Annotated in this window: 19 protein-coding genes; 14 read left to right on the forward strand and 5 right to left on the reverse strand. The window is 61.1% G+C overall.

The features are described 5' to 3' along the window. Positions 1-87: 87 nt before the first annotated feature. The 11 genes from C0V73_RS06965 to cysG all read left to right on the forward strand — a co-directional run bounded on the left by C0V73_RS06965 (position 88) and on the right by cysG (position 16253). Positions 88-1362 carry a PHB depolymerase family esterase gene (locus tag C0V73_RS06965; RefSeq protein ID WP_102019273.1) on the forward strand — a complete coding sequence of 425 codons (1275 nt, stop codon included), beginning with the start codon at positions 88-90 and terminating at the stop codon, positions 1360-1362. A 120-nt stretch (positions 1363-1482) separates the two neighbouring features. Next, positions 1483-3111 (forward strand): subtype B tannase, encoded by a 1629-nt coding sequence (locus tag C0V73_RS06970; RefSeq protein WP_172450090.1) that lies wholly within the window; start codon positions 1483-1485, stop codon positions 3109-3111. 783 nt (positions 3112-3894) lie between these two features. Continuing rightward, positions 3895-4488 carry an ANTAR domain-containing response regulator gene (locus C0V73_RS06975; RefSeq protein WP_102019625.1) on the forward strand — a complete coding sequence of 198 codons (594 nt, stop codon included), beginning with the start codon at positions 3895-3897 and terminating at the stop codon, positions 4486-4488. Between the two features lie 34 nt (positions 4489-4522). Beyond that, positions 4523-5794 (forward strand): CmpA/NrtA family ABC transporter substrate-binding protein, encoded by a 1272-nt coding sequence (locus tag C0V73_RS06980; RefSeq protein WP_102019626.1) that lies wholly within the window; start codon positions 4523-4525, stop codon positions 5792-5794. Positions 5795-6147: 353 nt separating this feature from the next. Next, entirely contained in the window at positions 6148-7446 is a 1299-nt protein-coding gene (locus C0V73_RS06985) for a CmpA/NrtA family ABC transporter substrate-binding protein (protein ID WP_102019275.1), read from the forward strand. Positions 7447-7625: 179 nt separating this feature from the next. After that, a complete protein-coding gene (gene ntrB, locus C0V73_RS06990) occupies positions 7626-8522 on the forward strand; it encodes a nitrate ABC transporter permease (RefSeq protein WP_102019276.1) in 897 nt (298 codons plus the stop codon). Positions 8523-8533: 11 nt separating this feature from the next. Next, complete coding sequence (locus C0V73_RS06995; RefSeq protein ID WP_102019277.1) at positions 8534-9331, forward strand: ABC transporter ATP-binding protein; 798 nt, start codon at positions 8534-8536, stop codon at positions 9329-9331. A 5-nt stretch (positions 9332-9336) separates the two neighbouring features. Beyond that, on the forward strand, positions 9337-11784 hold the full coding sequence (gene nirB, locus C0V73_RS07000) for a nitrite reductase large subunit NirB (protein ID WP_102019278.1): 2448 nt from the start codon (positions 9337-9339) through the stop codon (positions 11782-11784). Between the two features lie 4 nt (positions 11785-11788). Further along, the gene (gene nirD / locus C0V73_RS07005; RefSeq protein WP_102019279.1) at positions 11789-12124 is read left to right on the forward strand and encodes a nitrite reductase small subunit NirD; all 336 of its coding nucleotides are present in this window, start codon (positions 11789-11791) and stop codon (positions 12122-12124) included. A gap of 30 nt (positions 12125-12154) precedes the next feature. Further along, positions 12155-14812 (forward strand): nitrate reductase, encoded by a 2658-nt coding sequence (locus tag C0V73_RS07010; protein WP_102019280.1) that lies wholly within the window; start codon positions 12155-12157, stop codon positions 14810-14812. Continuing rightward, positions 14784-16253, forward strand: a complete 1470-nt coding sequence (gene cysG / locus C0V73_RS07015; protein ID WP_102019281.1) for a siroheme synthase CysG — start codon at positions 14784-14786, stop codon at positions 16251-16253. Before C0V73_RS07010 ends, cysG begins: the two co-directional genes overlap by 29 nt. 515 nt (positions 16254-16768) lie before the next feature. On the opposite strand, the gene C0V73_RS07025 is transcribed toward cysG, so the two are convergent. Both C0V73_RS07025 and C0V73_RS07030 read right to left on the reverse strand, forming a co-directional pair. Continuing rightward, positions 16769-17008 (reverse strand): hypothetical protein, encoded by a 240-nt coding sequence (locus C0V73_RS07025; protein WP_143708316.1) that lies wholly within the window; start codon positions 17006-17008, stop codon positions 16769-16771. Between the two features lie 125 nt (positions 17009-17133). Continuing rightward, positions 17134-17391, reverse strand: a complete 258-nt coding sequence (locus C0V73_RS07030) for a hypothetical protein (protein ID WP_102019284.1) — start codon at positions 17389-17391, stop codon at positions 17134-17136. 516 nt (positions 17392-17907) lie between these two features. Between C0V73_RS07030 and C0V73_RS07035 the strand changes: the two genes are divergently transcribed. Then, positions 17908-18423, forward strand: a complete 516-nt coding sequence (locus C0V73_RS07035; RefSeq protein WP_102019285.1) for a DNA starvation/stationary phase protection protein — start codon at positions 17908-17910, stop codon at positions 18421-18423. Positions 18424-18753: 330 nt separating this feature from the next. On the opposite strand, the gene C0V73_RS07040 is transcribed toward C0V73_RS07035, so the two are convergent. After that, the gene (locus tag C0V73_RS07040; RefSeq protein ID WP_102019286.1) at positions 18754-19305 is read right to left on the reverse strand and encodes an AraC family transcriptional regulator; all 552 of its coding nucleotides are present in this window, start codon (positions 19303-19305) and stop codon (positions 18754-18756) included. A 182-nt stretch (positions 19306-19487) separates the two neighbouring features. Between C0V73_RS07040 and C0V73_RS07045 the strand changes: the two genes are divergently transcribed. Beyond that, positions 19488-20123, forward strand: coding sequence for a response regulator (locus C0V73_RS07045; RefSeq protein WP_102019287.1), 636 nt, complete (start codon positions 19488-19490; stop codon positions 20121-20123). An 87-nt stretch (positions 20124-20210) separates the two neighbouring features. Continuing rightward, positions 20211-20585, forward strand: coding sequence for a response regulator (locus C0V73_RS07050; protein ID WP_102019288.1), 375 nt, complete (start codon positions 20211-20213; stop codon positions 20583-20585). 27 nt (positions 20586-20612) lie between these two features. On the opposite strand, the gene C0V73_RS07055 is transcribed toward C0V73_RS07050, so the two are convergent. Together C0V73_RS07055 and C0V73_RS07060 are read right to left on the reverse strand one after the other, a co-directional pair. Then, a complete protein-coding gene (locus tag C0V73_RS07055; RefSeq protein WP_102019289.1) occupies positions 20613-22229 on the reverse strand; it encodes an MFS transporter in 1617 nt (538 codons plus the stop codon). 115 nt (positions 22230-22344) lie between these two features. Then, positions 22345-23322 (reverse strand): alpha/beta hydrolase, encoded by a 978-nt coding sequence (locus tag C0V73_RS07060; RefSeq protein WP_102019290.1) that lies wholly within the window; start codon positions 23320-23322, stop codon positions 22345-22347. Positions 23323-23383: the final 61 nt, after the last annotated feature.

Consider the following 23383-nt stretch of genomic DNA (forward strand, 5'->3'; position numbering starts at 1 on the left):
GCCGGCGACGGAAACGCATGAGGGCGCCGTTCAACAGGCAATCAATCCATGGCCGCTATGGCCGCTTCCACGACTTTGGAGCAAACCATGAACAGACGCATCTTCCTCGTCAGCCTTGCAGGCCTTGGCCTTGCCGCTGCCACGCCCCGTCTTGTCCTTGCCGTCGAGGGCGGCGCGGGTATTCAGGCGGTGACCGCCATCACGCAGGTCTTCGGCAATGGTCAACGGTTGACGGCGCTGGCGCTCGAATACGGCACGGAGATCGAGACGGCCGCTCTGTCTGCGGACGCATTTGCCGTTGCCGACCGCACGGTAACCCGCGTCTATGCCAACACGACGGCAGATCTTTCCGCCGAGGGCGGCAACGGCCGCTTCGTCATTGTTGAATTGTCGCCCGAGGACGCGGCAGCGCCGACCTATAGCCAGGTGAAGCGCGACATCGTTCACAAGAAGGCCGAGGCGAGCGTGGTTCAGGCCAAGGCGGTCAAGACGGTTGCGGGCGAGGAGATTGCTGCAAATGATACGCCTGTGTCGAATACGGCCCAGAAGAACCTGATCGTCGACGAGTTCAAGCCGCTCGTCTACACGGATCCGGCGACCGGCAACACGCTCGCCTACAATCTCTTCATCCCGCGCGACTACGACCCGTCGAAGCGCTATCCGCTCGTCAATTTCATGCATGATGCGGGCGTGACCTCGACCGAGGTCGACCGCACGCTGGTGCAGGGTCTGGGCGCTGTCATCTGGGCCGATCCAGCGGAACAGGCAAAGCGTCCCTGCTTTGTCGTGGCGCCGCAGTTTCCCGAGCAGTTCGTCAACGACCAGTCGGAAGAATCGCCCTATCTCGACCTCGTGGTCGGGCTCGTGAACTCCGTTGCTGCCGAGTATTCGATTGACCCGAACCGGCTCTACACGACGGGCCAGTCGGGCGGTGGCATGCTGTCGATCGCGATCAACATCAAATATCCCGACTTCTTCGCCGCCTCCTTCCTCGTCGCCTGCCAGTGGGCTGCTGAACTCTGCAAGCCGCTCGCCACCGACAAGATGTGGGTCGTGGTCAGCGCCGGCGACGTCAAGGCTTATCCGGGGCAAAACGCCATCATGGAGGTTCTGGAAGCCGAAGGTGCCAAGGTCTCCCGGGCGGAATGGAATGGCCGGGCGACGCCCGCAGAACTCTCTGCCGCTGCAGCCGAACTCGAGAAGTCCGGCGGCACGCCGATCCTTTATGCACATTTCGCCACCGGCACGGTGCATCTCGAAGGCCAGGAGGACAGCCCCGGCGCCAACCACGTCAATACCTGGCGGATCGCCTACGAGATCGAGCATATCCGCGACTGGTTGTTCCGGCAGGTCAGGGCCTGAGCTGGCGCTCTGGTCTGTCCTGATGGACAATCACCAAATGCGCCTGCCACCTTTGGAAAGAGGATGAACCTGATGAAACCCTTATCGAGAACCATGCGCGGCCTATTGGGCGGGGTGAGCATGATAGCGAGTTTGACGGCGGGTGAGGCGATGGCTGAAGGTGCTTTCGACAAGACATTGACACTTGATCCCGCGCGCTTTGCGGTCGTCAACGTCACTGTGGACGGCAAGCCCATGGTGCTGCGCCGCTATGATGCGGTCTATGTCGGCAAGCCTGTCGCCATGGCATCCGAACAGCCGGCTCGCAGGATGGGGCCGGGCGGAAGCCCCTCGGGCGCCGACACGCAAACGCTGGCTGATCCGCTGACATACCAGAAGCTCAGCATCTTCGTTCCTGAAACGGCATCCGAGACCTCGGCAATCATCCTGAATGTCAACAACGGAGGATGGTTCGCCAGCGAACTGCAGTCCGATATCCAAGACGGTGGCGCCTACCGATCGGACAGCGATACGGACAAGGCCGGCGCAGCGCTCGCCGCCGGCTATGTCTATGTTGATATCGGCAGTCGCGGACGTGGCATTCTGGCGGCCGACGGCAGCCTCCCGGGTAAGGCGCCTGCAGCCGTGATCGACACCAAGGCAGCTATCCGTTACCTGAGGCTCAACGATACAGCCCTTCCCGGATCGGCGGAGCGCATCGTCATCACCGGAACCTCCGGCGGCGGCGGTCTGTCTTCCGTGGTTGCCGCGAGCGGCAACAGCCCGGATTATCTGCGTCATCTGGCCGAGCTTGGTGCTGCCGGCGTTGCGGAAGACGGGACAAGCAGTCTCAACGACGACGTCTTCGCCGTCATTGCCTATTGCCCGATCACCGATCTCGGTCACGCCGACATGGCCTATGAATGGCTCTATAGCGGCATCCGCACGGAAGAAAATACAGCAGACAATCGCTGGGGAGAGCGGGCCAAGGCCGCGTCAGCCGAGCTCGCTGCCGCCTATCCCGCCTATCTAGACGGCTTGAAGCTGACCCGCGCCGACGGCACGCCGCTCACCTCTGCGACCATGAAGGCCGCAATCACCGATGAGGTTCGCAAGGAAGTCGAACGCCATGTCGCAGCAGGCGGCACGATCCCCGCACGTGGCGAAGATTTCGAAATCACGCTGCGGCAGCGAGGCGGCGAGAAGACGCTCGTTCTCCAGAATGATTGGGTGACCGTCGAAAACGGCGCCGTAACGGCACTCGACTTCGACGCGTTCCTTGGTTTCGTCGCCAAGACCTCCGCGCTGAAGAACGTGCCCGCCTTCGACCGCAGCGCCAATACCGGGAATGAAGGCGTTGACGGCGAGAACTCGCTGTTTGGCGCGGCCACTCAGGCCTATTCGAACTTCAGCGCGTTCGGCTGGAACAACAACGAAGTCAAAGGGGATGGTTCCGGTCCCGACGATACCGGCCAGGATTGGGCAAGCTATACAAGCGGTGCGGGAGCGGCGCTTGCCGAGCAGGTGCGCTTGATCAATCCCATGGCCTATCTGCGCACCGAGGCGCAGGCGGCACCCTACTGGTACATCCGCCACGGCATGATCGACCGGGACACATCCTTCGCGGTGGAACTCTCACTGGCCGCGGCAGCCCGCATGGACGACGACGTCAAATCCGTTGACTTCCGGCTGCCGTGGATGACCCCGCACAGTGGCGATTACGATGTACGGGAAGCCTATGCCTGGCTGGCAGGAGTGCTGGGGAGATAGAAATCTGCGTGTAGAGATATCAAGAGCTGCGGGTCCCCAGCCGATTTTGCGGGACCCGTTTCAGGACGACGAATGGCTTGGTGAGCAGCAGCCAGGATTGCTAAAGTCGTTGATACGACGTCGCTTTTTTCTGTGAGAAATAGCGGACGAATTCACGCGTAAAACCGACCTAAAACAGCCCGCCTGGAAAACCTGGATTCTCACATGATTTCAAAGGCTTAGAAAAATATCCTTTGATTTTCCTATGTTTTCCTGTCGCGAGCGACCGTGGATGCCATCTTTGTGCCCTGGCTTTGGGCCGACGTCAACATGGCGGGAGAGCGGCAATTATTTCCGCTCTAAAGCGTCAAGCAGAAGGTGAGGGGAGCATTTTCGCGTGGTCGCTTTGCGCTCGTTGCGACCATAGAGCGAGACCACACCGTTGCCCCATAGCGCACGTTACTTGATGCAGAATTCCCAAGGCCTCGGAAAGACGAGTGCGAAGTGAGTATGCTGTCTCTCGCCTCATCCCTGGCATCGGGAATTGCTTCACCATCTGGAATACTCCTCCGCCTTCCGAACAGTTCAGCGTTGTCATCCCATCCACCGATATTAAACGAGAAATCTGGCGTGAAAATTGCTTTATGCTGGGGGATGTAAGTGGGAGACCGCATTGTCCGTACACACGACCACTCATGCAGTTGCAAGGAAGCCACGGCGCGTTTTGGACGCAGCAGTGGCTCCAGAGAGATGTCTGCGAACCACGCAGCACTCGTGGTTGTCCGTGGCAGCCGTGGCGTGAGCATGTCAAAATCTTCAACTGATCTGACGATCCTTGTCATTGACGAGAATGCCATTCGGGCCTCGATCATCGAAGAAGGGCTGAACGAAGCCGGGCATCTGAATGTCCGGGTGATCCATGAGATGCAGGGTGTCGCGCGGCTGATCGAGACGATGGATCCTGATGTCATCATCATCGACATCGAGAACCCCAATCGTGACATGATGGAGCATATGTTCCAGCTCACCCGGATGATTTCGCGGCCGATTGCCATGTTTGTCGATCGCTCGGATACTGCCGCCATTGAGGCTGCCGTCGATGCCGGCGTATCGGCCTATGTGGTCGATGGGCTGAAGAAAGAGCGTATCAAGCCGATCCTCGACATGGCGGTGAGCCGCTTCAATGCCTTCAGCCGCCTTCAGCGAGAACTGGTCGAGGCGCGAAATGCGCTCGAGGAGCGCAAGGTTATCGAGCGCGCCAAGGGCATCCTGATGAAAATGCGGGGCTTGAGCGAGGAGCAGGCTTTCGCTCTGCTTCGACAGACCGCCATGAACGAGAAGAAGAAGCTGGCCGACATCGCCCAGAGCGTCGTGACGGCCGCAGGACTGCTGCTGTGAGCGCGGCGTGGATCGGAGAATGCTGGTGAGCGAGATGGTTTCAACCCAATCCGGCGATACTGTCATCCATGCGCCCGTGACTGTGCGTGGCAAGGAGCAGAGAACGCTCAGGGCAGGGTACATCCCGTTGATGGATGCCTCGATCCTGATCGTCGCGGCAGAGCTTGGCTTTGCTGAAAGGGAGGGACTGCGCCTCGAGCTGGTCCGGGACGTTACCTGGGCGAATGTCCGCGACCGACTTGCCTTCCGCCAGTTCGACATTGCCCACATGCTCTCGCCGATGCCCGTCGCATCCATGCTCGGGCTTGGCTCCAATCCCTCGCCGACCATCGCGCCTTTTTCCCTCGGTCGCGGTGGCAATGCCATCACGTTGTCCGCCCGAATCTTCGAACGGATGAAGTCTTTGACGGGGCTGGCAGACGATGCGGATGCCCTGGCCAATGCCAGGGCACTGGCGGCCGTGCTCGCCGACATGCGAACACGGGGCGAACCAGTGCCCACACTCGGGATGACCTATCCCTTCTCCTCGCATAATTACGAGTTCCGCTACTGGCTGGCGGCGGGCGGCATCGATCCGGACCGGGACGTAAAGCTGGTGGTGGTTCCGCCACCGCTGACTTCGGATGCGCTCGCGGCCGGCGCGATCGATGGCTTCTGCGTCGGGGCGCCCTGGAACATGATTGCGTCGGAACGGGGCACGGGGCGCATCGTGGCTGCCAAGCAGGATATCTGGCCTCTGGCACCTGAAAAGGTGCTCGGCATGCGCCCCGACTGGGCCGATGCCAATGCCGATACGGTCTCCCGTCTGATCGTCGCGCTCGATCGGGCGGCGCGCTGGTGCGATGACCCGGATCACCACAACGAGCTTGCCGATATCCTGAGCGCGCCGGAATACATCGCAGCGCCCACGAGCATCATTCGCCGCGTTTTAAGTGGCGAGTTCAGTCTCGATGCGCAGGGGACAAAACGGGTCGTCCCGGATTATTTCCTCTTCCATCGCGGGGCCGCCAATCATCCGCGGCCAGATCAGGCAAGCTGGATCTATAGCCAGATGCTTCGCTGGGGTCAGGCAGACTTCAGTGATGAAGGCATGATGCATGCGCGGAGCGCTTTCCGGCCTGACCTCTACATCACAGCGTTGGGGCAGGATGCCGCCATACCGGATGCGGCGAGCGAAAAGGCGTCCGGTGGCTATGATGGCTTCATGGATGGCAACCTCTTCGATCCAGATGATGTGGAGGCTTACGTCGAGCGATTTCCGGTCCGATCAAGCTTGTCGTCTAGCCCGAGGACGGTCGATAGCTGATGCGCTGCGGTGCACAAACCTGAGGCATTTGCACGAAAAGTCAGGCCCTCGAACGAGCAGGCTGATCTTGTGACCGTCGAGAGGCGGTCGCACCTTCCTTTAAAACAGCGCTTGTTTTTCGGACGCTTAACCGTCGCCAGGTGAAACTGGCACGGCCTTTGCTTTACTCTCTATGTCCACGGTCAACGGCGATCGCGGGACGGATGAGCGCCTCAGAGGCGCAGATAACCATCAGACAATGACGTCGCAGGCTTCTTGCTGTCCGGCTCCTCCCGCCAGGACCCCGCAGGAAAGCACGCGGCGTTTTTTTCGTTTCCGGATCTCCGTCAACAGACAAAGAGGGGCAAACAGCTATGACCAAGACCACAGCAACGAGCATCAGCCGGCGTCAGATTCTCAAGATCGGCTCTGCCGCAGCACTGGCAAGTGCTGCCCGCCTTGCGTTTCCGTCGGGCGCTTTCGCCGCAACCGCCGGGCCTGAAGTGACCGGTGTGAAGCTCGGCTATATCGCGCTCACCGATGCCGCACCGCTGATCATCGCGCAGGAAAAGGGGCTGTTTGCGAAATATGGCCTCACCGAAGTGGAAGTTCTCAAACAGGCTTCCTGGGGAGCCACCCGCGACAATCTCGTGCTTGGCGGTGAAGCGAACGGCATCGACGGCGCCCATATCCTGACGCCGATGCCCTACCTGATATCGACCGGCAAGGTTACCCAGAACAATGTGCCCGTGCCGATGTCGATCATTGCGCGGCTCAATCTCGATAGCCAGGGCATCTCCGTTGCCAAGGAATATGCCGAGACCGGTGTTCAGCTCGATGCCTCCAAGCTGAAGGAAGCCTTTGCCGCCAAGAAAGCAGCCGGCAATGAGATCAAGGTCGCGATGACCTTCCCGGGCGGCACCCATGACCTCTGGATCCGCTACTGGCTGGCCGCCGGCGGCATCGATCCGGACAAGGATGTCTCCACCATCGTCGTGCCGCCGCCGCAGATGGTCGCCAACATGAAGGTCGGCAACATGGATGCCTTCTGTGTCGGCGAGCCCTGGAACGAGCAGCTCGTCAACCAGGGCATTGGCTTTACCGCCTGCACCACCGGCGAGCTGTGGAAGGGCCATCCGGAAAAGGCGCTCGGCCTGCGCACCGACTGGATCGAAAAGAATCCAAACGCCGCAAAGGCGCTGATGATGGCGGTGATGGAAGCCCAGATCTGGGCCGACAGCATGGACAACAAGGAAGAGATGTCGGCGATCCTCGGCAAGCGCCAGTGGTTCAACGTGCCGCCGAAGGATGTCGCCGGCCGCCTCAAGGGCACGATCAACTACGGCAATGGCCGTCTCGCCGAGAACACCGGGCTCGAGATGAAGTTCTGGAAGGACCACGCTTCCTATCCTTTCAAGAGCCACGACGCCTGGTTCCTGACCGAGAACATCCGCTGGGGCAAGTTCGAACCCGACACCGACGTCAAGGCGTTGGTCGACAAGGTCAACCGCGAAGACATCTGGCGCGCGGCAGCCGCTGATCTCGGCATCGCTGCCGCCGACATCCCGGCCTCGAGCTCGCGCGGTCCAGAAACCTTCTTCGACGGCAAGGTCTTCGATCCGGAAAACCCGAAGGCCTATCTCGATAGCCTGACAATCAAGGCCGGGGCTTAGTTTGCCTGCCCCTCATCCCCTGCCGGGGCCTTCTCCCCCGCAAGCGGGGAGAAGGGGCAAGTGCAAAGGCCGGCGCTCTGTCTCCCCTCTCCCCGTTCGCGGGGAGAGGGTGGCGGCAGCCGGGTGAGGGGCAATCTCTCGACATGAACCGAACACCAACCGCCCAAAAGGACCACACCATGACCGCAACCGCCCGCAAGATTGACACCGAGGCGACGGCCATTTCAGCGACCAGGACAGGCACGGTCGTCATGATCGCACAACGCCCGGCCCGCAAGATCGACCTCCAGAAGGCACTCGCAGCCATCTGTCGCAATGTCCTGCCGCCGCTTGTGGTGCTGATCGCGCTACTCGGCATCTGGCAGATCGCCTGCTCAAATCCCGGCGCCACGCTGCCGCCACCATCACAGGTGTGGATCGACAGCTATGATCTGATCGCTGCCCCGTTCTTTGATTACGGGCCCCAGGATATCGGCCTTGCCTGGCGCGTTCTCGTCTCGCTCGAGCGCGTGGCAATCGGCTTTGGCCTCGCCGCCATCGTTGGCGTCTTTCTCGGTGCCGTCGTCGGTCAGTCGGTTTGGGCCATGCGCGGTCTCGACCCGATCTTCCAGATCCTGCGCACTGTACCGCCGCTCGCTTGGCTGCCGCTGTCGCTTGCGGCCTTCCAGAATTCAAACCCGTCGGCGGTTTTCGTTATCTTCATCACGTCGATCTGGCCTGTGATCATCAACACCGCCGTCGGCGTGCGCAACATTCCAGACGACTATCGCAACATCGCCCGTGTGCTCCGCCTCAACCCGCTGGAATTCTTCATCCGCATCATGGTGCCGGCGGCTGCCCCCTACATCTTCACCGGTCTTCGTATCGGCATCGGCCTGTCGTGGCTGGCCATCGTTGCCGCCGAAATGCTGACCGGCGGCGTCGGCATCGGCTTCTTCATCTGGGATGCGTGGAATTCCTCGCGTCTCTCCGACATCATCGTGGCGCTCGCCTATATCGGCGTGACCGGCTTTGTCCTCGACAAGCTCGTCGCCCTCCTCGGCAACGTCATCACCCGCGGCACTGCGAAGAACTGAGGAGAGCGACCATGAACGCCTATCTCAAGATCGACCACATCGACAAAAGCTTCGAACGTGGCGGCACGAAGACTGAAGTCCTGAAAGATGTCAGCCTCACAATCGACAAAGGTGAGTTTGTCTCGATCATTGGCCATTCCGGCTGTGGCAAGTCCACGCTGCTCAACCTGATCGCGGGCCTGACGCGAGTCTCCGCCGGCGCCGTCCTCCTTGAAAATGTAGAGGTCAATGAACCCGGTCCGGAACGCGCCGTGGTCTTCCAGAACCACTCGCTGTTGCCCTGGTTGACCGTCTACGAAAACGTCAATCTTGCCGTTTCCAAGGTCTTTGCGGGCAAGAAGACGAAGGCGGAAAAGCATGACTGGGTCATGCGCAACCTCGATCTCGTCCAGATGGCCCATGCCAAGGACAAGCGTCCGGCGGAAATCTCCGGTGGCATGAAGCAGCGTGTTGGCATTGCCCGGGCGCTCGCCATGGAGCCGAAGATCCTGCTGCTCGACGAGCCTTTCGGGGCATTGGACGCGCTCACCCGCGCCCACCTGCAGGATGCGGTGATGGAGATCCACGCCCGCCTCGGCAACACGATGATCATGATCACGCATGATGTCGACGAGGCGGTGCTCTTGTCCGACCGCATCGTCATGATGACCAACGGCCCTGCCGCCCGCATCGGTGAGGTGCTTGAGGTCCCGATCCCGCGGGTGCGCGACCGCATCGCGCTGGCTGCGGACCGCACCTACCTCAAATCCCGCGAAGCCGTGTTGAAGTTCCTCTACGAACGCCACCGCTTCGTCGAAGCCGCGGAGTAAAATCAATGGCTGAAAAACTCGTCATCATCGGCAACGGCATGGCGCCGGGGCGCATGCTGGAAGAACTGTTCGAAAAGGCCCCCGGCCATTTCGACGTGACGATCTTCAACGCCGAACCGCGCGTCAACTACGACCGCATCATGCTGTCGCCGGTGCTGTCAGGCGAAAAGTCCTATGACGACATCGTCATCCACAATGACGACTGGTATGCCGCCCATGGCGTGACCCTCTATAAGGGCGCAAGGGTCACGGAGATCGACCGTCATGCGAAGACGGTCACCTCGGCGAACGGCATCACTGTCCCTTACGACAAGCTGGTCATCGCCACGGGTTCGCTGCCCTTCATCATCCCTGTGCCTGGCCATCAACTGCCCGGCGTGTTGCCCTACCGCGATCTCGACGACGTCGATGCCATGCTGAGGATCGCGGAAGGCAAGGGGAGGGCCATCGTCATCGGCGCTGGCCTGCTCGGCCTTGAGGCAGCCTATGGCCTGAAGCGGCAGGGTATGGATGTCACCGTCATCCACCTGATGCCGACCATCATGGAGCGCCAGCTCGATCCGGCTGCCGCCTATCTCCTGGAAAAGGCGCTCACCGAACGCGGCATCGACATCATCACCAAGGCCAACACCAAGCAGATCCTCGGCACCGAAAAGGTTGAGGGCATCGAGCTGGAAGATGGCCGTATCATCACCGGCGACATGGTGATCATGGCCGTCGGCATCCGTCCGGCATCGAGCCTTGCCAAGGAAGCCGGCATCGCCGTCAACCGCGGCATTGTCGTCGACGACGGCATGATGACTTCGGATCCGAATGTCTTTGCGCTCGGCGAATGCGCCGAACATCGTGGCACCTGTTATGGCCTCGTCGCACCGCTCTATGAAGCCGCCCGGGTCCTCGCCGACCGCCTAACCGGCGGCACCAGCGAATATCATGGCTCGGTCGTCAATACGAAACTTAAGGTCACCGGCATCAATCTGTTCTCCGCCGGCGACTTTGCAGAAGCGCCGGACCGCGAGGAAATCGTGCTGCGCGATGCCTCTGCCGGCATCTACAAGCGCCTCGTGCTGAAGGACAACAAGATCCTCGGCGCCGTGCTCTATGGCGAAACGGGAGATGGCTCCTGGTTCTTCGACCTGATGAAGCGCGGAACCGATATCTCTGAGATGCGCGACACCCTGATCTTCGGCCAGTCCTATCAGGGGGGAACTCCGCTGGACCCTATGGCGGCCGTTGCAGCCTTGCCGGATGATGCAGAGATCTGTGGCTGCAACGGCGTCTGCAAGGGGAAGATCACAACGACGATCTCCTCCAAGGGCCTGACCTCGCTCGATGACGTGCGCGCCCATACCAAGGCATCCGCCTCCTGCGGCTCCTGTACAGGACTTGTCGAACAGTTGATGGTCCTGACGCTGGGCGACGGCTACAATCCCGCCGCCGTCACGCCGATGTGCTCCTGCACCGAACTTGGCCATGACGATGTGCGCCGTCTGATCAAGGCCAAGGGGCTGAAGACCATTCCCGCCGTCATGCAGGAACTGGAATGGAAGACCTCTTGCGGCTGCGCCAAATGCCGCCCGGCGCTCAACTACTATCTCGTCTCGGATTGGCCGGACGAATATGCCGACGATTATCAGTCGCGCTACATCAACGAGCGCGTTCACGCCAACATCCAGAAGGACGGCACCTATTCCGTCGTCCCTCGCATGTGGGGCGGCGTCACCAATGCCGCCGAGCTTCGTGCCATCGCCGACGTCGTCGACAAGTTCGAAATCCCCATGGTCAAGGTCACTGGCGGCCAGCGCATCGACCTGCTCGGTATCGAGAAGGAAGACCTGCCCGCTGTGTGGGCCGATCTCGGCAAGGCAGGCTTTGTCTCAGGCCAGGCTTACGCAAAGGGTCTGCGCACAGTGAAGACCTGCGTTGGTTCCGACTGGTGCCGCTTCGGCACGCAGGATTCGACCGGGCTTGGCATCCGCATCGAGAAATTCATGTGGGGTTCCTGGACACCGGCCAAACTGAAGCTCGCCGTATCCGGCTGTCCGCGCAACTGCGCCGAAGCCACCTGCAAGGATATCGGCGTCATCTGCGTGGACAGTGGCTTCGAGATCCACTTCGCTGGCGCTGCCGGGCTCGACATCAAGGGCACGGACGTTCTGGGCCTGGTCAAGACCGAGGACGAGGCGCTGGTGCATATCGTGGCGCTCACCCAGATGTACCGCGAGCAGGGCCGCTATCTCGAGCGCATCTACAAATGGGCAAAACGCATCGGCCATGACGAAATCCGCCGGCAGATCATGGAGGATGCCGACAAGCGCCGCGCCTACTACGACCGCTTCGTCTTCAGCCAGAAATTTGCCCAGGTCGACCCCTGGTCCGAGCGCGTCTCCGGCAAGGACAAGCATGAGTTCAAGCCGATGGCGACCATCAACTACAATCAGGCGGCGGAGTGAGGCGATGAACGGAAACTGGATCGCAATCGGCACCATTGACGATATTCCGCTACGCGGCGCGCGCTGCGTGAAGACCCCCCAAGGCAAGATCGGGGTGTTTCGCACAGCCGAAAACGAAGTCTTCGCCATCGAAGATCACTGCCCCCACAAGGGCGGCCCACTGACGCAAGGCATCGTCCATGGAAAGGCAGTGACCTGCCCCTTGCACAACTGGGTCATCTCGCTGGAAACCGGCCGGGCGCTCGGGGCCGACGAAGGCGAGGTCAAGACCATCCCCGTCCGCAACATCGACGGTCATCTCTCCATCATGCTCGACAGCATGCTGGTCGCGGCCGAGTAACTGGGATGATAAACACGCGGAGCCGCAGACATGGCCTGTGAAACCAAGACGACCTGCCCCTATTGCGGCGTCGGCTGCGGCGTGATCGCCGCAGTTGACGACAAGGGGAAGGTCAGCGTGCGGGGAGATCCGGACCATCCGGCCAATTACGGTCGTCTTTGCTCCAAGGGGTCGGCGCTCGCCGAAACGCTCGACCTCGAAGGTCGCGCGCTGTATCCGGAAATCCATGGCCAACGCATCGGTTGGGTCGAGGCGCTCGATCTCGTCGCCTCGACCTTCCAGCAGACGATCGCCGATCATGGCCCTGATTCCGTCGCGTTTTACGTCTCCGGGCAGTTGCTGACCGAGGACTATTACGTCGCCAACAAGCTGATGAAGGGGTTCATCGGCTCTGCCAATATCGACACCAATTCGCGCCTGTGCATGGCCTCGTCCGTCGCCGGCCACCGTCGCGCTTTCGGCGCCGATACCGTACCGGCCTGTTACGAGGACCTGGAGCTTGCAGATCTCGTGGTCCTCGTTGGCTCCAACATGGCCTGGTGCCATCCGGTCCTCTACCAGCGCCTGGCGGCGGCCAAGGCTGCACGTCCTGCCATGAAGGTGGTCGTGATCGACCCCCGCCGAACCGCGACCAGCGACATTGCCGATCTGCATCTCGCGGTCCGGGCTGACGGTGACATTGCTCTCTTCAATGGCCTGCTTGCCTATCTGGCGGAGGCAGGCGCGATCGACGAAAACTATGTCGGAAAGCATACCTCCGGGTTTGGCGAAGCGCTGCTCGCCGCCTCGCGCGGAAGCATGGCGGATCTGTCTGAGGCGACCGGCGTCTCCGGTATGCTTCTCCGCCAGTTCTTCCGCCTCTTCGCACAGACTGAAAAGGTCGTCACCTGCTACAGCCAGGGTGTGAACCAGTCGTCGGTCGGCACAGACAAGGTCAACGCCATCATCAACTGTCACTTGGCGACAGGGCGGATCGGTCGACCCGGGATGGGGCCGCTGTCACTGACCGGCCAGCCGAATGCAATGGGTGGCCGCGAGGTCGGCGGGCTCGCCAACATGCTCGCGGCCCATATGGCGATCGAGAACCCTATGCACCGCGATCTTGTGCAACGCTTCTGGAAGTCGCCGGTTATTGCGGAGCGGGCTGGCCTGAAGGCCGTCGACATGTTCGAGGCGGTCGCCGATGGGCGGATCAAGGCGATCTGGATCATGTCGACCAATCCTGTGGTCTCCATGCCCGATGCCAATGCGGTCAAGGCAGCGCTTGAGGCCTGTCCTTTCGTGGTGGTCTCCGATATCCAAAAGGATACCGACACGGCGCGTCTCGCCCATGTCCTGCTTCCGGCCAGCGGCTGGGGCGAAAAATCCGGGACCGTGACGAACTCCGAAAGGCGGATATCCCGGCAGAGGCCATTCCTGCCCGTTCCAGGCGAGGCCCGTGCCGATTGGTGGCAGTTGGCAGAGGTTGGCAAGCGCTTGGGCTTCGGTCCTGGTTTCGACTATCGCGATCCAACCGATATCTATGCCGAGCACGCGGCGCTCTCCGCCTTCGAGAACGGGGGCGAGCGCGATTTCGACATTGGCGCTCATGCCGAGATCGACGCGGAAACCTACGACGCGCTCCTGCCATTCCAATGGCCTTTGCGGCAAGACGGATCATCGACTGCCCGCTTTTTCGCCGATGGGGGCTTCTTCACTTCCGACAGAAAGGCGCGCTTTGTGCCTGTCACTGCACCGGCGCTTGAAGAGGCCGATGAATGCCATCCCTTCACCCTGAACACGGGCAGGATCCGCGATCACTGGCATACGATGACGCGAACGGGGAAAAGCGCCCGGCTCTCCGCGCATATCGCCGAACCCTTCTGCGAGATCCATCCGGCGGACGCGGATAAAGCCGGAATCGGCCATGCTGATCTGGTGAATGTCGAAGGCGCAAACGGCAGGTCGATCCTTGTACGGGCCCTGCTGACCGAACGCCAGAGCCGCGGCTCGATCTTCGTGCCGATGCACTGGACGGGCGAGACGGCGCCCAGCGCCCGCGTCGATACACTGGTCTCCTCCCGCGTCGATCCGATCTCGGGCCAACCGGCGTTGAAAATGGCTCCCGCGTCCGTCACCCGCCACGTGGCGAAAGCCCACGGTTTCCTGGTGTCGGCAACGCGCCCGCTCGATCTGCCGTTTGCCTACTGGTCGATCGCAAAAGCTGAAGGCGGCTACCGCGTGGAATTTGCAGGTGATCCACCTGCCGAGGGTTGGGAGACCTGGCTGCGGCGCAGCCTGCAGCTGGAGGATCATCATGAATCCTCCGGCTACATGGACCAGCGAGCCGGTGACCACCGCTTGCTTGCCTTCGAGGGAGAGAAACTGTCGGCCGGCCTGTTCGTCTCGTCGAACCCGGTCTCTGTCTCGCGGCAATGGGCGGTGGATCAGCTCTGGCAAAGCCATTCGGATCGCAGCGCGCGCTCGATGCTGATTGCCGGTCGACCGGCCGCCGGCCGGTCGGACAAGGGCGCGATTGTCTGCTCCTGCTTTTCGGTCGGCATCAACCAGATCAACGCGGCTGCACGAGGTGGCTGCCGGTCGGTGGAAGCAATCGGTGCTGCCTTGAGTGCTGGAACGAATTGCGGCTCGTGCCGCCCCGAAATCAGGAGAATCCTGGATGCCACGCAACCCATTGCCGCCGAGTGACGGACAGGAACGAATTTCGCCGCTCGCCAAGCTTCCGGTGTTCTGGAGCCTTCAAGGCAAACGAGCGGTGATTGCCGGCGGATCGGATGGTGCCGCCTGGAAGGCCGAGTTGCTGCAGGCCTGCGGTGCCAAGGTCGAACTCTATTGCGAAACAGATGATCTCGGCGAGACCATGACGGCGCTGATCGAGCGCACCTCACTGACCCACCATGCCCATCCCTGGCATTGTGGCATCTTCACCGGAGCCTCGCTGGCACTCGCGGACTGCGAAACCGAGGACGAGGCGCGCGCCTTCTTTTGTGCGGCGCGTGCGGCGGGCGTCCCCGTCAACGTGATCGACAAGCCAGCCTTCTGCCAGTTTCAGTTCGGCTCGATCGTTAATCGCTCGCCGGTGATTGTGTCGATCTCGACGGATGGGGCTGCCCCCATCCTCGCCCAGGCCATCCGCCAGCGGATCGAAACACTCTTGCCGCCGTCCTTGAAGCAATGGGCAAGCCTTGCACATCGGCTCAGAGAAGCGGTCAATCGCCGGCTTGCGCCCGGTGGGCCAAGGCGGCTCTTCTGGGAGCGGTTCGTTGCCCGGAGCCTTTCGACCAACGAGCCGCCCGAGGAAGCGGTCGCCGATGATCTGCTCGCCACGGCGGAGCAGATCGCAACTGAGCCGCGCGCCGGTTCTGTGACCCTGGTCGGCGCTGGTCCAGGGGATCCTGAGCTTCTGACGTTGAAAGCCATGCGGGCGCTGCAGGCAGCCGATGTCATCCTCTTCGACGATCTGGTCTCGCCAGAGGTTCTGGAACTGGCCAGACGCGAGGCGAAACGCTTTCTCGTCGGCAAGAGAGGCGGGCGGGAAAGCTGCCGTCAGGACGACATCAATGACATGATGGTGCGTTTTGCAAAAGCCGGCAAACGTGTCGTCCGACTCAAGTCGGGAGATCCGATGATCTTCGGTCGCGCGGGCGAAGAAATTGCCAAACTGGAAAGCGAAGGGATTGCCGTCGACGTCGTGCCGGGCATCACCGCGGCTTCTGCAATGGCGGCGTCTCTGAAGACCTCGCTCACCCACCGCGACCACGCCCAGCAGGTTCGTTTCGTTACCGGCCATTCCCGGAAAGCGGAACTGCCGCGAACCCTGGACTGGCCCTCGCTCGCCAAAGCCAACCAGACATCCGTCTTCTACATGGGTGGGCGGATGGCAGGGCAAATCGAGCAACGGCTGAGCGAGAACGGCATGTCGTCCGAGACCCCGGTCGTCGTCGTGTCCTCCGTCAGCCGCATGCAGGAACGCCGCTGGGCCGGGCACCTTGGAGGCCTGGCAGATGCCATGCGAACAATCGGCGTGGACGAACCTGTCCTGATCGGTGTCGGCGCGGTTTTCGGCAGGGAAGCCTCAGTCGGCGCTTTCTCACATTTTTCCATCTCTCAGAGACAAACGGTCGGATAAGCGGTGGCCGTCTGGCAGATCTCCGTAAGCGCTCGCAATTTCAAAGAATTTTGCTGGAATGCGTGGCCGCCAGAAGCAGATGTTTCTGCGGCGGATAAGATTTTCGACCCCGTGGCGGACAGCATGACGAAGACACCCTGTATCAGGCCCGAAGGTCACCCAGTGCCGATTTCGACTTGGGGCTCACCTTTGGGCATCAGGTGGCCGATGACGCCAAAACGGGATCCGGCGGGACGGAAAAACATGAAAATCAAGGATTTTAGGGAGAATTGGCTGGTGAGTCTGGATTCTCACATGATTTCAAAGGCTTAACAAAATCGCCTTTGATTTTCCTCTGTTTTCCTGCCGCGAGCGACCGTGGATGTCATCTTTGTACCCTGGCTTTGGGCTGACGTCAACATGGCGGGAGAGCGGCAATCATTTCCGCGTTATGTCGTCAACGACTGCTCATCTTGGCGCAGACGAATGCAGCGCTGGGCGCAAGTGAGGACTGACCATTGACGTGGCTAGCACGCCTACCAGTTTGGGTCCTGCGCAGCCTGCAGCCTGCTGGACTTGTATATCTCGATCGTCGGCATGGCGATATTGGGTCCGGGTGTCGGCAGGGAGCATAGTGGCATGGAGTCCGGCTCTGCTTTGCCTTCCTCGGACCAGATGAATTCGCCGCGCGTCAGTTCCTCGGCGGGCGGTAGGCTTGCCAGTGCGCCGATCACACTGACGGATGCTGCGGCGACGGCCAGAATGATGGTTCGCATCATGTGCTCCTTTTCAAGTTCGTGATTGCTAATGGCGCTCAGGCGATGAGAGCGCTGGATTGAAGAGTGCCAGCCGGATCGGCCGAGATTGCTCTCGACCGATCTGGTCTGCAGGCGCTTGGGGGTCAGGAAGCGTTCGAGATGGTGCGGTTGACGAGGGTCACCGACTTGTCGGCATTGACCTTGTAGATTTCGCGGACATCGCGACCGTCACCGTTGGAGAAGGTGTGGAAGAAAGTCGAGCCGGCGGGGGCCTTTTCGAGCATGACATCGCTGTTGTCGTAGGTGATCGAGCCGGGGATCGGCTGGACGGACGCGAAGGCGGCCGTGCCTGCTGCGAACGAGATCACGGCGGCGGAGAGAGCGGTAAGGATGGTCTTCATGGTCGTGTTCCTTCAAGGGTTGAGTGAGGGCCGATCTTCGGCCGGTTTCATCTGACTGCTGCTGCAAAACAGGTCTCTGGCGGGAGACCTGGTAGGCCGCTGATCTCGCATCCGGGAGGAGAAGACTGCGTCGTTGATCAGCCAGTTCAGAGTGCCAGTGAGGGGGATGAGGTTCCATTGAACCTGAGTTCGCTCGTCACCAACATTGGTATGATGCAGCCATGCCGAAGGGAGGGCGGGGATGACCCATGGTTTGGGTCAAGGCATCGATCGGCGAGGGCCGGATGGCAAAACGGTGTAGCGTCAGCTTGCTCCCCGAGTGCAAAATGCTGGCGATGGCCAGCGGGCAACACGTGCCAATCACCCCACATCATCCCGATGTATAGGGACGAGCATACCAGCGGCTAATGGGCTGGTTTTCGCGGGCGGCGTATACTTGCCGCGCAGGGCCGGGCCGGCGCCGGAGGCGTCTGTCGGAGACCCAGCACCCACCGCATGACGAACAGGAGATGACCCATGGAGCCTCTCACAGTCGAAGCGCGCCGCAAGGCCGCCCTCAATACCCCGTCCCGATTTCCACCCGAAGCGGTGAAGGACTTATCCGCAGCGCTCACCGGCCTGCTTGCCGATACCTTCGCGCTCTATTTCAAGACCAAGAACTTCCACTGGCACATGAGTGGGCCGTCCTTCCGCGATTATCACCTGCTCCTCGATGAGCAGGCGGGCCAGATCTTCGCGATGACGGATGCGATCGCCGAGCGGGTCCGCAAGCTCGGCGGCACGACAATCCGCTCCAGCGGCCATATCGCCAGGCTCCAGCGGTTGCTCGACAACGATGCGGCCTATGTGACACCGCAGGATATGCTGGCCGAGCTTCGAGACGACAACGAGCGTTTCGTATCCTTTGCCCGTCAGACGCATGGCCTCTGTGCGGAGCATGGCGATGTTGCCTCAACCAGCCTGCTTGAACAGTGGATCGACGAGGGCGAACAGCGTGTCTGGTTCCTCTTCGAGATCTGCCGCAACACATAAGGAGCGCATTGCAAACGGGTGCGTTCAGGCTCACAGCCAGCCATCGAGAACGGGATCGGGCCAAGATCGGCTTCGGTCCCGTTGCTTTACAGGGCCGATCAGGCATCTTCACGCCGAACAGCAGAACCTGCTGCCAGACACTGTGGCGTGCTCTGCTGCGGGCAGGGCTTGGAGATTTGTTGGATGGTGAGGTCTTGCCGGTTGGCAGTATCGCGCTCGAAAGGCGCGATCAGAGCGGAAGGTGCTTTCGGCACAATGAGGGATCATGACGTCGTCGCACGCAGGACCGCGTGCAACCTGATAGCAAGACCGGTAGAGCAGATGCAGTCCTCAGGCGATCCGTCTGTTGCGCCGCCATGCGGCGGGCGTTTGGCCCGTAATGCGGCGGAAGACGCGGCAGAGATGGGACTGGTCGGCGAAGCCGCAATCAAGCGCAATTTCGCACAGCGCAGTGTCGGTGGTGAGCATCAACTGCTTGGCATGATCGATGCGCCGCCGGCAGATATAGTCATGCGGGGATGTCCCGAAGCTGGCACGAAAGGCGGCAGAAAAATAGCTGGTACTCAGGCGCGTGATCTGGGCCAGTTCATCGATGTTGATGCGTCCGGCAAGCTCTTTGTCGATATGCCGCTTGACCCGACCGATCTGCCAGGGAGCCAACCCGCCACGGGTCGAGGACGCAGGTGTCTCGGGCAGACCAGGGCTTTCGACGAGGGCGGATACTTTCCGGATGAGATCCATCGCAGTGTCCTCGTTTTGCTCAACGAGGGACATGGCATGGGCAAGCAGGCGGGTAAGCTGGTGGTGCTGTGACGAAAGCGAAACCGCGTCAATAGGCGCTCGGTGAAGGCTGTCGTCGATCTGAAATGGTAGTGCTGACATGACGATCCCCGTTGGTTCTGGTGTATGGGGAGATCTTCATGCGAACGGTGATTCAAAGAAATTGTACGGGAATTGATCGACGTCAGACTGCAGTGCTAGCCTCGCATACCCACGTATAGTTGCCGGATCATCGGTGCGGGTTTTAAACAGGCTGAACACTTACAATCACTGGAAGGCGAAGGATGTCCGTGAGCCCTCTCGTTCTGGTCGTCGATGACGAGCAACTCGTTCGCAGTTCTGTCGATAGCCTGCTGCGCTCGGTCGGCTATCGGGTGAAGTGCTATGCCACGCCACTTGATCTGTGCCGCGACGTGCAGTGCCTGGAAGAAGCCGATTGCCTGATCCTCGATGTCCGTCTTCCCTTCACGAGCGGGCTGGATTTCCAGCAGAAGCTTTCGGAAATGGGCGTCGAAATCCCGATCGTTTTTGTGACCGGCCATGGCGATATACCGATGTCGGTGAGGGCCATGAAGGCTGGAGCCGCGGACTTTCTGCCGAAACCCTTCCGAGACCAGGACATGCTCGACGCTGTCGCCGCCGCCTGCTTGACCCGGGCTGCGGCCAAGGGCGAGACCAAGCTCGAGGCTGAATTGAAGGAGCGGTTTTCATCGCTCACCCCACGCGAGCGCCAGATCATGGAGATGGCGACAAGCGGCCTGATGAACAAGCAGATTGCCGGCGAACTGGACCTGAGCGAGATCACCGTCAAGATCCATCGCGGCAAGATCATGCGCAAGATGATGGCCAAAACCTTTGCCGATCTGGTGAAGATGTCGGAAGCGATCTCACGAAATCAGGGCGCGCCGGCGAGCAGATAAACTCAGGTATAGTCGATAAAGTTATGTAATACGTCTATTAAGGCATGCGAGGTAAACCCGGTCCCGACCGGAGATTGGCAGATCAAGGTGCATGCTCCCAGGCTGATTTCAGTGATCGACGACGAGGTCGAAGTCCTTCGTGCTACGAGCAGCCTCTTGCGATCCTGCGGCTTCGACGTCGCGACCTATTCTTCCGCTGAAGATTTCCTCCATTCGCCCAGCAACGGCCGCTCGGCCTGCCTGATCTCCGACGTCCAGATGCCGGGCATGAGCGGGATCGAACTCTTCGCAGCGCTCAGGCAACGCCGGGACCCTGTCCCAGTCATCTTCATCACCGCCTTTGCCGAAGCTCCGGTGCGTCAGCATATCGAGGCGCCCGTCTGCGTGCTGCAAAAGCCCTATCAGGCGGAAGCCCTGATCGCCTGCATCGAGCGGGCAATCAGCGTCCAGCCGCAGACCTGAGGAGGCGCCGAGGCGCCCCGCCGTTGTCTATTTCCGGTCCCGAGTTCTCACCGGAATGGCGATCAGGTGCCGCACAGTCGGTCGCTCCTCGCCTTGGTGATAGCCGATGAGCTGGCCGTGGATCTCGGCGTCTGCGTGGGACGCACGCTCGTGTTGGCGGAGATGTTCAGCCCAGGATTCGACGAAGAACCATTCAACGATCTGCCCGGGTTTTGCCGCATCCTCGCTCACGCCCCAGAGATAGGCGCCGTCTCTGCGTCGCGCTTCGGCATGGAGGTTGAGCGCCCGAAGAAATGCGGGGCGGTCGTCTGCGGTAACCGAGTACTCGACCTGCACCATGACGGGTCCCTGATCATGGGCCACGCTCTCCGCCACGATGGGTTCTGGCCAATGGTGGGACGCGGAGAGGTCGTCCTCGCCCAGCGGCAGCTTGATCAGGTGCATCAGAACTGCGCTCAAGCTTAAGCCGGCAGCCGCAATCAGCAGTGTCGTCGTTAATCCCATCGACTCGGCCGTGATGCCCCAGGCAATGCTGCCCACAGTCATCGCACCGTTGAAGACGGTGAGGTAGACCGCGAGTGCACGTCCGCGTACCCAGTTGGGCAGCACAGCCTGGGTAACACCATTGAGGACGGTGAGCGCCGCGATCCACGCGCTGCCCAGCAGGAAGAGGCAAAGGAAGGCCAACCACTGCGGCGGTGCAAAGGTGAGCACAACCATGACACCGGCGCTGAGGATCGCAGATCCCAGGAGAATGGCATCGGAATCGAGACGGTTGCGCAGTCTCGGCAGGATAGTTGCTCCGCCGATGGCCCCGGCTCCGACCGAGCCGAGCAGCAGGCCGAAGAAGCTCGCCCCACCCCCAAGCAGATCCTTGGCAACGAGAGGAAGGAGCGCCCAGGTGGCGCTTGCAAAGATGAAATAGACACCAGCCCTCAGCAGCACGACATGCAGCTTGCGGCTCGAGCGGGCATAGCGCAGCCCCGCACGGAAGGCGCCGAAAAAGTGCTCGGGGATATGGCTGCCCTCGGCCCGTGGGCTTTGCCACCAGAGAAGCGCGCCGATCACGAAGAGGTAGGTGGCAAGATCCGCTGCATAAGCAATGGCCGCACCGAAAGCGCCGAGCAGGATGCCGCCGATCGCAGGGCCGATCGACCGTGATACATTGATCCCGACGGAGTTCAGTGCGATCGCGTTGCGCAACTGGGATCTCGGAACGAGATCCGGCACCATCGATTGCCACGCGGGACCGGCAATGGCTGCGGCCGTTCCGCCGACAAGGGTCAGGCCGATCAGGAGCTCGACGGTGATCAGCCCGCGCCAGGCAAGCAGCGTCAGGGCAAGGCTGACCGCCAGCAGCACGACCTGCATCGCCATCAGCAGTTTGCGCCGATCGAGAATGTCGGCCAGTACGCCCGCCGGCAGCGCCAGCAGGAAGATCGGCAGTGTCCCTGCGGCCTGGATCAGGCCCACGGCACCCGGAGAGGCTGAGAGATCGGCGACGAGCCAGGCACTCGCGACGTCTCGCATATAGGTGCCGGTATTGCCGATGACGGTTGCGGTCCAGAGGACAGCGAAGGCCATATGGTGGAACGGAGCGAGCGCACTGCCTGCCTCCGCTTTGTCAGGCTGCAATTGGGTCATGACGATCACCTCTCGAAGGTTCGGTGCAATGGTGCGCCCTGCTGCGAAACGGGCAGGGTGTAGACACACGAAGGCCGCCGCGGGTCAGGCGGCGGCCTCTGAGGCACAAGCCGGCTCAGCTCTTCACGAAGGCCAGAAGGTCCGGATTGATGACGTCCGCGTTGACGGTCAGCATGCCGTGCGAAAAGCCTTTGTAGACCTTCAGCGTACCGTTTTTCAGAAGCTTGACCGAAATCTCGGCAGAAGCGGCGATCGGAACGATCTGGTCGTCGTCGCCATGCATCACGAGCGTCGGCACCGAGATATTCTTCAGGTCCTCGGTCTGGTCGGTTTCCGAGAAGGCCTTGATGCCGTCGTAATGCGCCTTTGCGCCGCCCATCATGCCCTGGCGCCACCAATTCTGGATCACGCCTTCATGCACGGTCGCACCATCACGGTTGAATCCGTAGAAGGGGCCAGCCGGCACGTCGCGGAAGAACTGCGCACGGTTGGCAGCGAGAGCCGAACGGAAACCATCGAACACTTCGATCGGCAGACCGCCCGGATAGGCTTCCGTCTTCACCATGATCGGCGGGATGGCGGCAACCAGCACGGCTTTCGCCACACGGCCCTGCGGTTCGCCGAAGTTCGCGACGTAACGCGCCACTTCACCGCCACCGGTAGAGTGGCCGATATGGACGGCATTGCGCAGGTCGAGCTTTTCGAAAACGGCCGAGGCATCGGCGGCATAATGGTCGAGATCGTGACCTTCGCTCACCTGCTGCGAGCGGCCATGGCCACGGCGGTCATGGGCGATCACGCGGTAGCCATTTAGGAGGAAGAACAGCATCTGCGCGTCCCAGTCATCGGACGACAGCGGCCAGCCGTGATGGAAGACGATCGGCTGTGCATCCTTCGGACCCCAGTCCTTGTAGAAGATGTCGACGCCGTCCTTGGTGGTCACATAATTCTCGGTCATTGGTATCGTTCCTTCCTGTTGAAGTGCGTTGAGGGTTTCCGAGGCAAAGACCGGGAGCGTCGTTGCCAGCGAAAGGGTGGCGCCCGCGAGCAGTGCCTGCCGCCGGGACAAGAGGAATTCGTGTTTCTGATCCATCACTTGGTTCCTGCTGATTGGATGATCGGAGACTAGGGCCTGGGTGCTCACCGCTCTTGTC

The sequence above is a fragment of the Rhizobium sp. TH135 genome (assembly GCF_002855515.1).
Taxonomy (GTDB): domain Bacteria; phylum Pseudomonadota; class Alphaproteobacteria; order Rhizobiales; family Rhizobiaceae; genus Allorhizobium.

Coding starts and splice junctions, on each gene's coding strand:
- C0V73_RS06965 (WP_102019273.1), top strand. CDS start 88: ATGAACAGACGCATCTTCCTCGTCAGCCTTGCAGGCCTTGGCCTTGCC.
- C0V73_RS06970 (WP_172450090.1), top strand. CDS start 1,483: ATGATAGCGAGTTTGACGGCGGGTGAGGCGATGGCTGAAGGTGCTTTC.
- C0V73_RS06975 (WP_102019625.1), top strand. CDS start 3,895: ATGTCAAAATCTTCAACTGATCTGACGATCCTTGTCATTGACGAGAAT.
- C0V73_RS06980 (WP_102019626.1), top strand. CDS start 4,523: ATGGTTTCAACCCAATCCGGCGATACTGTCATCCATGCGCCCGTGACT.
- C0V73_RS06985 (WP_102019275.1), top strand. CDS start 6,148: ATGACCAAGACCACAGCAACGAGCATCAGCCGGCGTCAGATTCTCAAG.
- ntrB (WP_102019276.1), top strand. CDS start 7,626: ATGACCGCAACCGCCCGCAAGATTGACACCGAGGCGACGGCCATTTCA.
- C0V73_RS06995 (WP_102019277.1), top strand. CDS start 8,534: ATGAACGCCTATCTCAAGATCGACCACATCGACAAAAGCTTCGAACGT.
- nirB (WP_102019278.1), top strand. CDS start 9,337: ATGGCTGAAAAACTCGTCATCATCGGCAACGGCATGGCGCCGGGGCGC.
- nirD (WP_102019279.1), top strand. CDS start 11,789: ATGAACGGAAACTGGATCGCAATCGGCACCATTGACGATATTCCGCTA.
- C0V73_RS07010 (WP_102019280.1), top strand. CDS start 12,155: ATGGCCTGTGAAACCAAGACGACCTGCCCCTATTGCGGCGTCGGCTGC.
- cysG (WP_102019281.1), top strand. CDS start 14,784: ATGCCACGCAACCCATTGCCGCCGAGTGACGGACAGGAACGAATTTCG.
- C0V73_RS07025 (WP_143708316.1), bottom strand. CDS start 17,008: ATGCGAACCATCATTCTGGCCGTCGCCGCAGCATCCGTCAGTGTGATC.
- C0V73_RS07030 (WP_102019284.1), bottom strand. CDS start 17,391: ATGAAGACCATCCTTACCGCTCTCTCCGCCGCCGTGATCTCGTTCGCA.
- C0V73_RS07035 (WP_102019285.1), top strand. CDS start 17,908: ATGGAGCCTCTCACAGTCGAAGCGCGCCGCAAGGCCGCCCTCAATACC.
- C0V73_RS07040 (WP_102019286.1), bottom strand. CDS start 19,305: ATGTCAGCACTACCATTTCAGATCGACGACAGCCTTCACCGAGCGCCT.
- C0V73_RS07045 (WP_102019287.1), top strand. CDS start 19,488: ATGTCCGTGAGCCCTCTCGTTCTGGTCGTCGATGACGAGCAACTCGTT.
- C0V73_RS07055 (WP_102019289.1), bottom strand. CDS start 22,229: ATGACCCAATTGCAGCCTGACAAAGCGGAGGCAGGCAGTGCGCTCGCT.
- C0V73_RS07060 (WP_102019290.1), bottom strand. CDS start 23,322: ATGGATCAGAAACACGAATTCCTCTTGTCCCGGCGGCAGGCACTGCTC.